This window comes from Marinibium conchae (assembly GCF_015595035.1).
Lineage (GTDB): Bacteria > Pseudomonadota > Gammaproteobacteria > Enterobacterales > Alteromonadaceae > Glaciecola.
In genome coordinates, this window is sequence record NZ_JADNRN010000001.1 from 637,497 (window position 1) to 653,154 (window position 15,658).

At 40.6% G+C, this 15,658-nt stretch carries 15 protein-coding genes and 1 tRNA gene; 3 read left to right on the forward strand and 13 right to left on the reverse strand.

The window, feature by feature from the left end:
• Window positions 1-3: 3 nt before the first annotated feature.
• The 3 genes from ISG33_RS02635 to ISG33_RS02645 all read right to left on the reverse strand — a co-directional run bounded on the left by ISG33_RS02635 (window position 4) and on the right by ISG33_RS02645 (window position 2,787).
• Window positions 4-1,092, reverse strand: coding sequence for a hypothetical protein (locus tag ISG33_RS02635; RefSeq protein ID WP_195732002.1), 1,089 nt, complete (start codon window positions 1,090-1,092; stop codon window positions 4-6).
• A gap of 152 nt (window positions 1,093-1,244) precedes the next feature.
• On the reverse strand, window positions 1,245-2,363 hold the full coding sequence (locus ISG33_RS02640; protein WP_195732003.1) for a topoisomerase IV: 1,119 nt from the start codon (window positions 2,361-2,363) through the stop codon (window positions 1,245-1,247).
• 10 nt (window positions 2,364-2,373) lie between these two features.
• Window positions 2,374-2,787: a type 2 periplasmic-binding domain-containing protein gene (locus ISG33_RS02645; protein ID WP_195732004.1), complete on the reverse strand. Its 414-nt coding sequence runs from the start codon at window positions 2,785-2,787 to the stop codon at window positions 2,374-2,376.
• A 636-nt stretch (window positions 2,788-3,423) separates the two neighbouring features.
• Here ISG33_RS02645 and ISG33_RS02650 point away from each other — a divergent pair.
• Window positions 3,424-3,879 (forward strand): DUF4124 domain-containing protein, encoded by a 456-nt coding sequence (locus ISG33_RS02650; RefSeq protein WP_195732005.1) that lies wholly within the window; start codon window positions 3,424-3,426, stop codon window positions 3,877-3,879.
• Window positions 3,880-4,156: 277 nt separating this feature from the next.
• Window positions 4,157-5,569, forward strand: a complete 1,413-nt coding sequence (locus ISG33_RS02655) for an alpha-amylase family protein (RefSeq protein ID WP_195732006.1) — start codon at window positions 4,157-4,159, stop codon at window positions 5,567-5,569.
• A 286-nt stretch (window positions 5,570-5,855) separates the two neighbouring features.
• On the opposite strand, the gene ISG33_RS02660 is transcribed toward ISG33_RS02655, so the two are convergent.
• The 8 genes from ISG33_RS02660 to ISG33_RS02695 all read right to left on the reverse strand — a co-directional run bounded on the left by ISG33_RS02660 (window position 5,856) and on the right by ISG33_RS02695 (window position 12,873).
• Window positions 5,856-6,329, reverse strand: coding sequence for a hypothetical protein (locus ISG33_RS02660; RefSeq protein WP_195732007.1), 474 nt, complete (start codon window positions 6,327-6,329; stop codon window positions 5,856-5,858).
• 47 nt (window positions 6,330-6,376) lie between these two features.
• Window positions 6,377-7,429: a hypothetical protein gene (locus tag ISG33_RS02665; RefSeq protein ID WP_195732008.1), complete on the reverse strand. Its 1,053-nt coding sequence runs from the start codon at window positions 7,427-7,429 to the stop codon at window positions 6,377-6,379.
• Window positions 7,430-7,688: 259 nt separating this feature from the next.
• On the reverse strand, window positions 7,689-8,219 hold the full coding sequence (locus ISG33_RS02670) for a DUF7010 family protein (RefSeq protein ID WP_195732009.1): 531 nt from the start codon (window positions 8,217-8,219) through the stop codon (window positions 7,689-7,691).
• A gap of 201 nt (window positions 8,220-8,420) precedes the next feature.
• Window positions 8,421-10,442 carry a hypothetical protein gene (locus ISG33_RS02675; RefSeq protein ID WP_195732010.1) on the reverse strand — a complete coding sequence of 674 codons (2,022 nt, stop codon included), beginning with the start codon at window positions 10,440-10,442 and terminating at the stop codon, window positions 8,421-8,423.
• A gap of 38 nt (window positions 10,443-10,480) precedes the next feature.
• Window positions 10,481-10,882: a hypothetical protein gene (locus ISG33_RS02680; RefSeq protein WP_195732011.1), complete on the reverse strand. Its 402-nt coding sequence runs from the start codon at window positions 10,880-10,882 to the stop codon at window positions 10,481-10,483.
• Window positions 10,883-11,066: 184 nt separating this feature from the next.
• Entirely contained in the window at window positions 11,067-11,585 is a 519-nt protein-coding gene (locus tag ISG33_RS02685; RefSeq protein ID WP_229333428.1) for a hypothetical protein, read from the reverse strand.
• A gap of 10 nt (window positions 11,586-11,595) precedes the next feature.
• A complete protein-coding gene (locus ISG33_RS02690) occupies window positions 11,596-11,994 on the reverse strand; it encodes a DUF6010 family protein (RefSeq protein WP_195732012.1) in 399 nt (132 codons plus the stop codon).
• A 549-nt stretch (window positions 11,995-12,543) separates the two neighbouring features.
• Window positions 12,544-12,873: a hypothetical protein gene (locus tag ISG33_RS02695; RefSeq protein ID WP_195732013.1), complete on the reverse strand. Its 330-nt coding sequence runs from the start codon at window positions 12,871-12,873 to the stop codon at window positions 12,544-12,546.
• Window positions 12,874-13,288: 415 nt separating this feature from the next.
• Between ISG33_RS02695 and ISG33_RS02700 the strand changes: the two genes are divergently transcribed.
• Complete coding sequence (locus ISG33_RS02700) at window positions 13,289-13,834, forward strand: hypothetical protein (RefSeq protein ID WP_195732014.1); 546 nt, start codon at window positions 13,289-13,291, stop codon at window positions 13,832-13,834.
• A 181-nt stretch (window positions 13,835-14,015) separates the two neighbouring features.
• Here the strand turns inward: ISG33_RS02700 and ISG33_RS02705 are convergent.
• Window positions 14,016-14,091 (reverse strand) — tRNA-Arg (locus ISG33_RS02705).
• Between the two features lie 51 nt (window positions 14,092-14,142).
• The gene (locus ISG33_RS02710) at window positions 14,143-15,642 is read right to left on the reverse strand and encodes a tryptophan halogenase family protein (protein ID WP_195732015.1); all 1,500 of its coding nucleotides are present in this window, start codon (window positions 15,640-15,642) and stop codon (window positions 14,143-14,145) included.
• Window positions 15,643-15,658 lie beyond the last annotated feature (16 nt).

Here is a 15,658-nt window from a genome sequence, read left to right on the forward strand (position 1 = left end):
ACCTTAATTGAGTTCGTTTAAAAGCTCATCGGGTAAGCTTAATGTAAAACTTTGCTCAGAGTTGAACTGGTTAAAAACATCATCAATTTTTATTTGAACAGTGTATTCACCAGCATCTAAAATCTCGCCATCAAACGTGAAACTAAACAGGTTTACTTTCTGAGCGGCAATAGATTCGCGCTGTATTGTGTCGCCATCAGGCCCCACGAGGCGTAATGAAATAAAACCATTTGGGCGGAAGTTAAATTCGGCCGTCATTTCAAAAGACGTTACACAAATCTGTGTTGCTGAGCGATGTTGGTCACAAAAAGTAGGTAATGTTTCAAATTTATCTACTGTGAGCACGCTAGAGCGGGCAGAATCTTCAGGCGTTTCACTGCCTGAGCTTTCAAGTTCTGTAATCTTTGCAAGTAGCTCGTTCTTCTCTTGATTAAGTGTTGCTAATTCAGCCTCAAGTTGTGTTTCGATATCTTGGAGCTGGCGATTTCTTTGTAAAACGCTTTCATTTTCTTCGAGCCTACTCTCTAACGATGATATACGTGATAAAAGTTCACGATTCTCTGCGTTTCGCTCTTGCAAGCTCGCTTGAATTTCATTTAATTTTTCATCATTTGAATCACTCGATGCGCTTGTTCCTGCAGCGATAAGCTCTTGTTTGTCTTCTTCTAATTCACTAATGCGGTTTTGTAGACCTTGAACGGTATCTTTCGCGGTTTGTAGCTCTGCCATTAACTGGGCTTGTTCATCGCTCTGGTCATTATTTTGAGAAGCACGGACTCGGTCTATTTCGTTTTCAAGTCTGGAAATATTTTGCTGTGATTGAGTGAGAGAGCTTGCACACGAACTTGCCTCATCGCGAGCTGTCACTAAGTCTTGTTTGATAATCGATATCTCAGCTGCGGCGTCGGCATTATCGACAGCTTCACACTGCTGAGGTGTAGAGGTGCTAGCGCTTTTTTGACTTGAAGCACTGTTGCCTTCATTAGAGCTGAGGTTTTTGCTCATCATGAAGAAAAAATAAATGGCGAGGAGTGCTAAAAACGCAACAATCCCGATGGTATATTTAAGCGTGTTTTTAATCATATTATCCATAAATTGACTCATTCCAATAAACGCATGAGTTGGTCAACAGTTGTTTCACAAGTTTATTTCCTTAACCATTAAATCAGTTTTCTATTGCTACTTTGGGTTAGATCCTGACAGGAAATAAAAGCCCACTTGCGTGGGCTTTTAAATAGCAACGTTTAAAACACGTAGTTTATAGCAAATCTTACTAGAGTTGCATCATCTTCTTCAACAAGATCGTCAGTGTATTTGCTAACATCAACTTTTATCGCAAAGTTAGCTGCATAATCGTAACGAATTGCTGCGGATGCAACCTGATAGTTTTCAGCGAATCTATCATTAACGGCATTAATAATTGGTCTCAACGCTGAATTCAACGGCTCACCAAGGGCTGCAAGTTCATCAGAACCTTTCAGTTCGTCACCTTCAAATACAGAGTATGTCAGTGAAGGCGTCCATTTACCAGCCCTAAAACCAGCGGTTAGGTATGCAGTGTCATCAGTTGATGAGAATGAATCTGGAATCTCAATTCTCGTGAATTCGCCCGCAAGGAACCAGCTGTAACGGTCTATGTTAAAACCTGCACCGAAGAAGTTCGCAGTGTCTTCATTAATTGCATAAAAATCACCGAAGGCGGGACTTAGAGCACTGAATTGTCCGACCAAGCCATCAATCTGTGTTTCAGAGAAAGTCGTTGTAGACGTTCCGTAAACAGTACGAACATTCAACCAGTCATTAGAAATTTCCGCACTCACTAGGTAAGTGTTGTCACCAGTAATAACACCGCCACCTACTTCGTTTTCGAAAGTACCTACTGAAGCACCAAGTTTGATTTCCCAATCGCCCATGTAGTCAGCGTAATCAAGGCGGAAACCATCAATATTGTTAAATGGTACGTCGTAAACCCCTTGCGGTACTGCCACCCAATGGTGAGAGTAACCAATATCCAATGAATCTGAATATTTAAATAGTGGTAAACGGAAGCGTCCCGCTGAGAACGATGTGTTGTTAGTCATGCGATACGTTACATAGGCCCACTGGAACTCTGGGTCATAATCGTTTTCACCACGAGCAAGAATCTGAACGGTTGCCGTCATCTTTTCATTGATGCTGCCACTTGCCTGCAAGGCAAATAAGCTCTCTTGGCTGAAGTTGAAATTTTCGTCGTAACCGTAAAGTGTTTCGTCGCTACTTGTAACTCCACCAACTAAATTAGCGAAGCCATTAATGCGTATTTCAGCGTGTGCTGGAAGAGCAACTGATGCAGTCAATGCTGCAGCTATAAGTGTTTTTTTCATGACATACTCCTTAGTCTATTTTCACGACTTTAACGTCACTGGTGACAGAGGACGTATCGATGAAGCCAATTGCGTTTTTATTTTCTGAGATTAATTCGATCATCTCAGCGTCTGACTCAACCGTGGTTGGCATAACGCCGCGCCCAGTGAATACAAGTTTTGACCAGTAGGCGTTAACAGCAGCAGTTTTGCGGTTGAGAACTCCTTCATCGAATTCGGTACGAAGCGCAGAGTCGGGAGAGTGAGTTATCACTGTCGCGATCTCACCATTTGAGAAGGCAGTTTCTCTGCCAAGAAAAATGCGCTTTACCAATTGAGTGTCAAATTCAGCGTTATTTTCAGGATGTACTACGACAGCGTAGTCGGCGAAAACCTGAGAACTGAACAAGGCACCAAACAATACCGTGCCAATAATACGTTTCATGTAGTCTATTTCCTTGAGTTAAGTGTAAATTTTTTGAGCCCATGTTAGTCACTAAATTACTTCGTCACGACCGTCTTTGAGGATCAATTAGTTATTAATAAGGTCACCAGTCCGGGTTCCGACGGGTGGCATTTTAAGGCACACATCCGATGACCAATATAGCTAAGGGTGCGAAGCCTAAATTGTGATGCACCAAAAGTAAATAAAATAAGGGTATAAAATAGACATATGGTGTATGAAAATCGCTATTTAACATGCAACCGGTTCCAGAGTTGTGTGTTTTTGAAAACACAAAAAGGTCGCTTCTATTAATAACTTAGCAGTCACATTGTCTGTTTATTGCAACACAATCAAAGTTTATCAACATTACACCTTTGTTTAAAAAAAATCAAAAAGCTAATGGCGCTTTTGTCGCATTTACCGCACAAAGTACATATTTGACGCTAAAAACGTGGTCGGCTAAGACTGGGTCAATAGGGTATTCCTATGCGATAACATGATGCTCGGTAATCAAAAATGTACTGTCTTTACTGCTGTATAAATTGTATATTTTCGAAGAAACCACAGCTAATTTAAAGTATCGCAGTGCAGAGTCTCATCATTAGCTGCTCAAAACGCTATAAAGGAAGAAGGTAAATGAAGTACTTGCTAACACTAGTTTTATTGTTTGCATCCACCACATCTCAGGCTCAGGTATATAAATGTACCAGCGAGAAAGGGGAGTTGAAGTTCTCTGATAGTCCCTGCGCCGAGAACAGCAAACAAGAAAAGTTATTTGATAAACCGCCTAAAAAGCATTGGACTGAGATTGTTCAGGATAAAGCGCCGGAGAGCGTTGAGGTGAGCAAGCTTACTCAGCAAGACGACGACGTATTTATTCACTATTCCTTCGCTAATTCAAAGGATGCTAGTGATTTTATGACCTTAGTATACGAAACTAGTCAGATTACAACCGTTCTGCTTAAGTATGTTGAGGCAACGAGCGAGGTGCGCGGACGTGCTGAACTTAAAATATCAAGCAAACCTAACGCTTTGGCTGGTGTCCTGGAGTCAAAAGAACAGGAAAAGAGTGTTGAAACCAAAGATCAATAACTGATCTACACCAGTCACTCCTACAGCACAAGATTACCTAGCATGTCATCGCAGACTCTTGCTTTGCACTTAGGTGTTGTATCCCCTACATATTATTGATAGCACGCTCGTCCTATTCACATTCAAATTAAATGGGGTAGAAATCAAACCGAACCCAAAAAAGCAAGAAATGGCATTACATACGTATTCAGTTGGTTAACATTTCATTTACGATTGACTCGATATATTTTAACAAATACTCTGCGATTCCCATTCACTGATCGACTAGGAAGATCTTATGAAATCAAGAACTAATGCTTCTTTTTTCAAAGCTATATCTATCATCATCGTGACATTTATTTGGAGTATCGCCAGCATACAACATGCTAGAGCCGATGTTATTCTCCATGCATTTAATTGGAACTACAATGAAGTAAAAAACAAAGCCAACGAAATTGCAGATATTGGCTACAAAGCGGTACTTGTCGCGCCACCATTAAAGTCTGGCAGCAATTGTGCTTGGTGGGCACGATATCAACCGCAAGACTATCGCGTTATCGACCATTGCCAAGGCAATAAAGAAAGTTTTCAGGCCATGATTGATGCTTTAAACAGCAAGGGCGTTGTTGTCTACGCTGATATTGTGTTGAACCACATGGCAAATGAACGCAACAACTCTACCTATTTTCCAGGTGACAGCGCACTTAATGATTACCAAAATAACGCCAACTATTGGAATAAGCAAAAGCTATTTGGCGATCTAAGTAATGGCTTTCTGAGCCCTTGGGATTTTCATTCGGAAGCCTGTATCAGCGACTATAATAGTATTTGGCAGGTGCAAAATTGGCGCATATGCGGCGGTAATGGTGATCGTGGTCTACCTGATTTAGATCCGAATGGTTATGTCCGAAGCCAACAGCGTCAATACTTACAAGCACTTAAAGATATGGGTGTTAAAGGCTTTAGAGTAGATGCAGCTAAACACATGACGAATTGGCACATGAACCAAGTATTCACTAGCAGCATTAAGAGAGGTATGCATATCTTTGGTGAAGTGATTACTGGTGGTGGCACTAATTCATCAGACTACCGTAATTATTTAGGTCCTTACTTATCTGGCACCGATCATGATGCATACGATTTCCCTTTGCTAAACACCATGCGCAACGCACTTCGTCCTGGTGGTAGCATGACCTTACTAGAGAATCCAATTGCTTTTGGGAATGCCTTACCAGGTAGCCGAGCAGTAACTATGCCGATTACTCACGACATACCTACCAATGGTGGATTTCGTTACTTGATTTTAGATCCAAGCGATGAGCATTTAGCCTATGCCTACGTGTTAGGTCGTCGTGATGGCGCACCAATGGTATTTAGCGATAGCACAGGTGTAGATAACAATCGTTGGGTGAATGACTATCGTCAATCAGATATCAAAGCCATGGTTCGCTTTCATAATAAAGTGAGAGGACAAGGGCAAGAAACGATTTATTCCGATGATTGTGTGCTCGCTTTCAGACGCGGTAAAGAGGGCGTAGTTGGTATCAATAAATGTGGTGGTGATCGCTGGGTAGAGTTACGTACAAACGAAAAATACTATTGGTATCGTAACTATCGTGACACTTTTTCAGGCGAAACCTTCCAAATCAATTCTAGTAGCAAGTGGGTTCGCATTCCTGGCAGAAGTGCAAGGATGTGGTACGCGGACTAAATTACGCAGATCAAATAAAGCATCTATGAGTTCTTGCGTTAGCAAGAACTCATAGACTGCCAACTTTTAGACTAGCTCAGTTTGTTGAAATGTTGATTTGTGTCAGTTTTGTATGACCTGTTAGTTTGAACTGTCATGTGAAGGCAGGCCATTGGTAAAGGAATTGTGTGATTAGGATGCTATAGCTCTAACCATCTGATAACCTTTCTTAGTGAGCCCGATAAGTGGATGAATTAGGCTAAGGTGGTATGTTGGTAATTTCTCAGTGTAGCTTACAGCATCACGTTTAATTGATTACAGTCGACACTCGGTCTAATTTGGAGATATCCGTTTTTATCAAAAATTCATCAAAGTAATCATGGACAAAAATCAAATGCTTTCCCTCGAAACGAATTGTCTGTTCGTGGGCGTTATCATCGATATAGGAAAGGGTAGCACTCGAATCTTGTAGATTTTTTATAGTGAAATCAAATGGCCCTAGTTTTTCGTAAGCTGCAACCTTATTGTTCTCGATTACTGCAATAAAAACCGTCACTTGCTTATTGTTAAACTCAAAAACATTTGCACCACAACTTTCGTCATTCACGCAGAGCTTGAGGGCTTCAGAAAGCTCACTCATCTCGTTTTGATGATCGCTGTATGTCTGAGATTTATCCTGAATCCACAAGCCTTGGATCCGCTCCGTAATATCCTCTTCTTCACTTATTGCAAAAGAACTGACATTTAATAACAAAAGAGAGGCTAACAATTTAACATTCATTTTTTTTCTCTTTTTATTGCAACACAGCAACAGTATTAGACGCGTTTTCACTCGCCTATCTGAATTGGCAGCCTGATCGTGCGTGACACTGCCGGTGTATCACTATTTGAAAGGATGAGAGAAACATAATTTTCACCCACTTGGCTAAATGACGTTTGCACGAAGGTCCCCACGTCATCTACTTCACCATCACCGTTATAATCCCATTCCCAGCTAGTAACATCGCCAAAACCTTCAGCACTCTCGCTTGATGTTACTTCAAAAAATACCGTTTTCCCCACATAGGTCGCGTTATCATATTTCACGTTTGCAAACAGCGATTTGCCGCCTTTATCTTCAATGATTTCTGCTAATTTTGTTGCTGCTTTATCCACAAAATTTTTAGGCGCGCGTTCATGTGCTAAACCGGTAAGGTCAAAGTTGTAGATAGGCCAAACCAAACCACCGGTTTCAAAAGCTAAGCTAGATAGCTTACTTTCTTCAGGCTTTTTGCCAAAACGTTTTCCTTTCAAAAAACGTAGGGTGTCACATTTTTGCATGCTTGAATCTTGGCCCAAGGTCATGTTGTTGCGATCAACTGCAAATGCAAGACTATTATCGCACCAAGCAGGAAAGGGGATGAAGGCGTGAAACTCAGAACGTCGATTTCTTAACTGTTGCATCAATTCAGCTGTATCTGAGTTTTCTAAAAGCGTATTTTTACCATCTGAGAATATCAACACGATAGCTTCGTTTAGCTCGGGTGTGCTGGCGATCAATTGAAGGGCAGACAACACGTCTTCAGATGATGAAATCAATTTGGTCTCCGTAAGCCTCGATCTCACTTGGCTCAAGGTGCCGGCTTCTTCATCAATAACAATATCGCGAAATGATACGAGCTTCGCATTGTCAACCAAGTTGCTATTATGCTCAAGATTTCTCTCAATTTGTTTCAGCATGTCAGCGATGACTGCCTGTGAGCTTTTCATTGAGGAGGAAGCATCAAAAACAACCCAGATACTGGGGTCTTTTTGAGCAAACACTGACTTTACAGGCAATAACATGCAAACTATCAGAGTCAAAATACAACTAGGCAAGCCTTTGGTTTTGAAATTGAACACCTTTAATATCCTTATTTAAGGTAACGCACAGGAGGCAGGAGAAACATAGTAGTAAGTTCCGAGCGTATCCGTTGAAATTAATAGTAGTATAGGCAAAAGGATTTATCTTCGCAATAAACGCGCCTGCGCACTGGTGATTACAACCGCATAGACTCACAGAACCAACTTGATATTTCAACGAGAGCGTAAGCCAGATTGGAAAGATAAAGCTCACTATAAAAACTAGCATTCTCGTAATTTATTAAGTCTTATAAAAGATTTATGTAGCTTTACTTTGTTTAAAAAGAATAATTGCGAAAACGACTTCGATAATTCCTCCTGCAAACGCACCAAAGACGAAAGGTAAACTTAAGCTTGCACTAATCACCCCGGCGATTACCAGTAGAGCACCAAGTAACCAGTATGCTTTTAACGAGTACATTGTTTGGAAGGCAAAATAACGAGCACCTATCACCATTAGCATTATTGGAAAAAATAATTCGACTTTGATCTGAGCCACGTAGAAGGCAATAAGCAAACCTACAAATAATATGGGGAGTGTTTCTAAAGCGAGATGTCTCAATAAATTCTGCGAGGAGTGCTTGCCTGAAGCCGACAACAACTTGGAAAATACTATTGAGAGAGGAAATATGAACATTCCTCCTACAAACAATGCGGCCATTGATGCCTTTTCGGTGACTGTCATAGCGATGATAGCAGCGCAAAGCCATATTAAACCAGATGCAAGGACACCTGTAGCACCGCCTACGTAAGAGGCATTCATATCTTGTTGAGACTGAGTGAAATCCATTCCTTTACCTCTCTCGTGTTAAACGGTTGTGTGCTAAAAAGGCTAGTAGCCATAGTCACAATATGCCATTTTCACATAGCTAGTAACAGCACTTTCGAAAGCCTTTTTCTTCCTCGTTCTGTGTGTTGGTTTTTTGTTGCTCGGATACGGTACTGTTCGGTGAACTAGCTATACCTTTCCAATTTCAGTTTTTTTAACTCACTACAGACCAGCTTCCTGAAGTAAAGTGGGTTTTGAGTCGAGCTTGATAAAACTCTCAAGGCTCAGTGCGTTTAGCTCTGTTTGGGTTGTTATTCCGTTAAAAATATAGCGTTGATAGTTATTGGAATAATGGACTTGATTCTCTATAGTATTTAGTAAACTGATTTTGCGACTTTCTCTAATATAACAGTCCGACTCAGGAAATGAATCAAAACTAGCGTTTACGCATGCAGCCTCATTACCTCTATATATTGGGAAGAAGAGTTTATGTTCAACATCGCCTTCTTCATTGATGCGCCAATAACGTGTGTAAGTGGTTATTTCTGACGGATTATTGTTAGCATCTGGCGTCGCTTGAATTTTACCATCGTCATTTATGTCAACCCATGTGTAGGTGATTACGCTTCCATTTGGTTTATATTCGTACCATACCGCCTTTTTTGATGGCCACGAAATATAGCTACTTTCATACCATCCAACAATACCGCTTTGGGCAAAGCTCGTAGCTGTATTTTTTAAGATGAGGGCGCTTTTCTGTACTCTCTGTTTCGATTCCACATCAACATCTGCGCTTGGCATAGAAGTATCATTCGAAACACTAATTTCGGTTCCGGAAAGAGAGAGCACAGCCAGCCCCTCATCTAACAGTTTGGCAATATTGAATTCAAGTGTTTCCTCGTCTTCAAGGCTAAAAGTTAGCAATTTTTGGTCAACTGAATAGATGCCCTGATACTCTTTATAAATCACTTCGTTATCAATTGAGAAGTCTATTGCGCGTCGAAGAGTAAAGCTGTTACCGTCCCTTACGGAAAGAGTCGTTAAATTTGAAAAATTTCTAACGGCTCCTTGAAGCTCAGTCGATAAACGGTTTATCCATACATTTGGGGTTTGCAGGGTATATTCGCCAGCAGTTAACCAAGTTGGCTCTAAAAGGTTTTGTTCTTTTACCACTTCAAATTGTCTGAAGGATGTTGATATTTCGTTCAGAGATGGGTTGTCTGCACAAATGCGCTCATAGGTAAATACTGCGCCTAGAACCATGCTTTCTTTTGACTCATTGAGGAATCCGACACTCGCATTTGTGGCGAACGCATCACATAAAAAGCCACCAATGTAATTGAGACTAGAAGGCCCTTCAAGCGCTAAATTTAATGCATTGCTTTGAAGGTCCCAAATGACTGAATACTCAAAAGCTGAGAGTGTTAGCAAACCAGTGCCATCTTCGAATAGTTCAAGTTTTCCATTTCCGTCATAGTTGTCGAGACCCACAAAGTAATAATTTGTGATTAATGCGTCTAATGCAGGCAAGCTAGGCGCTTCTGGGTTGGTAACGAGAGACAGAATCGATTCTTCAAACTCTGTTGTGTTCGCTACGCCCAAAGCGAGCGATGTTGAAATAGCGAGCTCTCTATTTGAAACTAAGTCCCATGTTGTTTCCACTCCTTCAGGTAACTCAGCCACTTGTCCATTAACGGTTCCAGTAAAATAGCCTAGCATTACCGACAATGGCGCGATCAATGCTCGGTCATATTTCTGTCTAGCACGAGAGAGTGACTCTGCGTCGCTTATCTCATTTTCGTAACTTATTAGAGCGGAAAGAACAGTATGTAGCGATGAAATTTTCAGTGATGGTTGATCTGAGTCGTTAATACTGCTGCCAATAGCAAGGAGGTTCTCAATTGAATCTACGTAAGTTTTGTAATGAATTTGCTGATTAGAGCCAATACCGACAGCGTCTAGTATCAGTATGTTGTTCTGTTCGCCTTCGTTAACCTCAATGTCGAAAGTATAATTACCTTGTTCATCGGCGCTTGTTTCAAATCGGCTTGAGCCAACACTGGCTGTTAGTATTGCATTCGCCATATTTGCTGACGATAGCGTACCGGAAACTTGCAAAGATACATTGGTTGGTGGAGGAGGTAGCGGTGCACTTACGTCACTTTCCGGCGTGGTACTGTCTGAGTCGCCGCCACAAGCTGAGACCAGCCAGATAGCGATAAGTATGAATAGTCCCAGTTTCATTTTAAAATCCTTTTGCTCTATTTTTGAAGTTTGATTTGCTAGATATTTGAACACTTAAGCGTGATTTTTGAGCTTGCTTTTGCTTCGTTTTTCAAGATAAACCAATAACTACCTATTCTAGGTGGCTTTATTACGGCTTGAACTTTGCCAGTAGTTGACTCCTTATAAAAAATAAGGTCTTCGTTTTTCATGTTCTCACTATCGCCTGACATAAGCGCTTTATAGCTGCGTTCAGCAATTAAAATTACGTTAAGAGCACCTTCACTGTTTTCAATTTCACACTTTATCTTGACATTTATGCCGGCAATGATCTCTCTATTCCATTCAAATTCAGGAAGGACTTGCCTTGATTCAGATATAAATACTTTTGACTCAGCTGCGAAGCTGAACATGATGGTAGAAAGATAAATAGTGACTAATCCAAATAGTCTTGGTTTCATATTCCTCTCCTTGGATATGTGTTGGTTTGATATTGTTCGATGGTTTTGATTACATACTTAGCTATTTCTTTATGGTGTTTGGACACAAAGCGATTCACTAAGGCGCATAGTATATCTGTTTTTGCGACAAATATGAACTTACAGATATTATTATTGGCCTATTGAGTAATTTACCGAAGAGCAATTATAACTTCGAAGCAATCTCATTTCTTAATTTTTCAACTAGCTTAACATCCGCTCCTGCAACAGCCGTGTATACAAAAGTTTGCTTACTCACTTTGACACACTTTATAGCGGCGCGATTATTATTGAAGTTGCCATAAACGTAATTTCCGTTTTTAACTACTGATTTAAACCCCAAGGAGTTAAGAATAGATTCGCCTTTCATAGCGCATACCTCGGGCGTTTCCTTTAATGTTTTATGATGCGACCAAAGTTGAGGTGTATATTCTTTTTCAACAGTTACTAACTTGGTTTCAGTAACAACCTTTGGCTCGGGCATTTCTTTTTGGCTGACGGCACAGCCTGATAATGTAATGATTAGTGCTAATGATAGATATTTGATAAGTCTCTCCTTTTTGTATTGCATCCAGTTTTTCATAAACGTTTCACCGCCTAGTTTCACATGCTTATCCAGTGCGTCATCAGGTATTGCTTCTGCATAGATATCGAAAGAATAAGTCATTTCTTTGTTAGATGACATGGACTTTAACCTAAACGACCTGCTTTTTGGATAAGTACATTACCCAAATACCAACGACAAAGTCTACTGCTGCACAAAAGGGTGCCCACCAAGATGGCGCTACGGTTTCTGTAAACTGAAGATAATGCAAAATATCATATACACCATGCAGCGCAATGGCCAAACCTACAACAAATAAAGACTTATAAGCCCCATACAGAGCAAAAAGTATAAAGACAAAAGCAATAGATGTCTCTCTTACAATTGAATGGCCAGCCATGACTGCAAACAAGATATAAAAGCTAGCAATAAAAATAAGTATTGAAGGGTAAAAGCTCACATCCCTATCAAAGCGTGTAAATTTTGCGCTAAAGATCAGAAGTAAAGAAAGTACAATCCCGATACAACCTGCCAGTATTAAAATTTTCATTGCTACCTAATAATGTAAACCTTCCTAGGAAATCTATACCACAAATAGTAAGCGCCAATTGCAGTACCGACTGGAAAAGAAAGTAACAAAAGAATACATGCTACTAGGGCTACCCTGCTAATAATGTCCCTTTTTATTACGCCACAAATTCCCGCTAGCAACGCCATGACTGATGGTAGGCACACTACGATAAGTGCTACTGATTGAAGGAAGGTGAGTCCGGACTCCCCGTGAAAAATCTCGTTGGTTTCAGAAAACGCAGTAATTAAGTTTGGTAAACCAAACCCCATTACAGTGCTGGAAATCAGGCCGTAAGCAAGAAACATCCAAGTCAATCGAAATTTGTGCTTATCCATAGTCTATCCTTAGGTCTACATGGGGCTGCATAAAGCGGCTCTTGTTTTGCTCTACTTTATTTATTAGTTATACACCGCTTCAGCAATGCTGTTTGATAAATGCTTCACCCATTCCGTGAATTTTGAACAGCCATTAACTTTATCTTTGTCAGTCAACTAACTATTGCCCAAGCGAGCGAGTTGTGTACCTTGCTCAAAAAAATACATCAATAAAGTTACCAATATTTGCTATGAACAATCCAGCAAGCAAACCGTAGCTGAAAGACGCAGACACTCGCGCTTCAGTTTTGTGCCGTTCGATTGTCGCCACCATCTCATCAACTGAGCCTCGTTCGTTAGTGAATTGACTCAATTTATATTTGGTTTGTCCGTTTAATGGGACGCAGAATTGTTTATGTTTCTTAAAAAAGCGTCGTAAAACTGATTGGGAGTAACCAGTTTCTAAGGAAAGTGAAATTACTCCTCGACCTTCTTTACCGGAAGATTCCAAAGCTTCTAAAATTTTGCGTTCATTTACACTCATAATACGTCCTGTATTTATCAATTGTTGAGCTACACCGCATTTTAGCAACATGCGTTGGCCGCTCTAGCAAAAATTCTCTCGATAGGAGTATAAGACGAATAAAAGCTACGTGCTACTCCTTGTGACAGTTGTCTTTTAGACTAGCTCAGTTTATTGAAATGTTGATTTGTGTCAGTTTTGTGTAGCGTGTGTATCTTTCACTCTTGTCGTAAAGGTAGACTAGGCCCCAAAGTTGAAGTCTTGTTGCATAGTAAAATCGTTTGCGTATCGTTCTCTCGGTGGTGCAGGCAAAGGTGGCAATAGCTTTGTTTGTATGGAAGATGGGTACTTTTTGTCTAGAGAATGGCAAAGGACCAACGCATAAATTTGGGTACGAACAATAATTCATTTTCACTTAACACTAATTTAGGGAGCAATGATGAAAGTTTATGTAAAAGTGTTGTCATGCGTTAGTTTGTTATTTTTTTTATATGCATGTGGAAAGCATATAGCTGAGGCTGAAAAAACCAAACTTGTTGAAAAAACTATTAAACAAGATTCGCTAAAAATCTTAGAGAATATCAGTGAAATTAATGAAATGTCTGAACTCATGTACAGTAAAAACGAAAGTATAGAATTGCATACGCTTCTTTGCAAAGTATCACTTAGCAAAGAGCGTCGGGAACCCTCAAATGTCATTGACAAGTATTGCAGTTTGATGCACGAAGCTGGGCTAACCAGTGTTTCATTTGGTAAAAAAAATCCCGAGGAAGTCTATATGATCGTAACACAAAGGTATTTTAAAGCTGATAGCGGGTTAATTGAGGGGCTTATTTTGAGCTATGTTTTTGAGCATGGCAAAACAACTGAATTGGGGCTTAATCAAGAGTTTGCTAATGTAGAAGGGGGAATATATAGATATGAACGTATAAATGGTAAATGGTCTATTATTGCTGTATGGGTAAATATATTTGATGAGTAATGGCCGTCGTTTATTGCTAACACTATGTACTAAACATCGTCATGGCTTTATTTGAGGGTAGTTTCGCGTTTACGTATTTGTGGTGATGAGGAAATTTGTGAAATATTTACAGGTGAGTAAGTAAGCCAACCTTTGGTGCTGAAAGTTGTCACAAAAGTTCAAGTCAAAATCGCCCAAAAAATGGCCGGCCCTAAGGGACTCGAACCCCTATTTTCCGCTTAGGAGGCAGACGTTCTATCCAGTTGAACTAAGGGCCGACGCTTTCCCAAATATAGTGTGATAAATAAGCTCAAAATACAAGGTGTAAGCTATTTTATACTCGCTAAAAACTCTTCATGGCTTGGCATAACATTCAAGCACTTTTGCGTTACGCTATGTATTTCTGACATTCTGCGCTCCATTTCCTCTTCCTGTAGCAAATTTGCCACCGGGTGATGACGCTTCGGATGAATGCCTTGGCCGTTAAAGACTGCAAGCCAACTTACATGATTGAATAGTTCCTGATCCTCACGATATAAACGTGCATTCTCTTTGTATATCGCAATACGCTTTTCTAATGATAAAGGAATATCCATTTCTCTAACGTAATTCCAAAAAGGACTATCGTCGCGTTTGGTCGCCTTGTAATGCAATATTAAGAAATCGCGTACTTGTTCATATTCAAGTCTTGTCTTTTCATTGTAGTAGTCAATGTCGGGTTGATTAAACGACTTGTCAGGGAAATTAGTCATTAACCTGGCAATCGCTGTTTGTATCAAGTGAATGGACGTTGATTCAAGCGGCTCCAGAAAGCCAGATGAAAGCCCAATCGCAACCACATTTTTGTTCCAAGGTTGTTTTCGAATGCCGGTTGTAAACTTTAACTGGCGCGGCTCTGAAATGGGGCTAGTATCGAGGTCTTCGCTGAGGCTATCCATGGCACGGCTGTCACTTAAAAATTGGCTAGAATACACATAACCATTTCCTGTGCGCGATTGTAATGGTATTCGCCATTGCCACCCAGCTTCTTTTGCTGTAGCTCTTGTGTAGGGGGGCAGTACTTTCATACGCTCGCTTAATCGAGTAACAGCGCTATCACATGGTAAATAATGTGACCAATCGTCGTAACCAGTTTTTAAGGTTTCTTCAATGAGCAAGCCCTTAAAACCTGAGCAATCGATAAACAAATCGCCGTCAATAGATTCACCGCTATCAAGGCTTACTGACTGAATATGGCCACTTTTGTTGTCTTGTTGTACCGATGAAATTTTGCCCTCTGTGCGCACAACGCCTCTTCCTTCCGCAAATTCGCGTAAGAAGGCGGCGTACAGTGTTGCATCAAATTGAAATGCATAGGCAATTGTCGCCAGTGGACTACCTTTCATATCGGGTTTTGCACGCATAAACTTACCGGCTTTGGCAGCTAAAATTTGCAAGTTGAAATCGCCAATAGGCTTAGCACTGCCCAATTTTTGCTGGCGCAACCACATGTGGTGAAAATGAACACCTTCCATGTCCATGCCGTAGGGGCCAAAAGGGTGTATGTACGATTCGCCAATGCTACCCCAGTTAACAAATTCGATGCCCAGTTTAAAGGTGGCATTAGTTTGTTTAATAAAACTGTTTTCATCGATACCTAACAAGCGGTTAAAATAAAGAATGTGAGGAATAGTCGCTTCACCAACACCAACCGTGCCGATAGCTTCTGACTCAATCAAGTGGATACTAATTTTTTGCTTATCGAGTAATCTAGACATTGCTGCAGCTGCCATCCAACCAGCAGTGCCACCGCCAACGATTACTATTTTTTGAATATCCATACTGTTCATTGGAATTTCCTGCTTG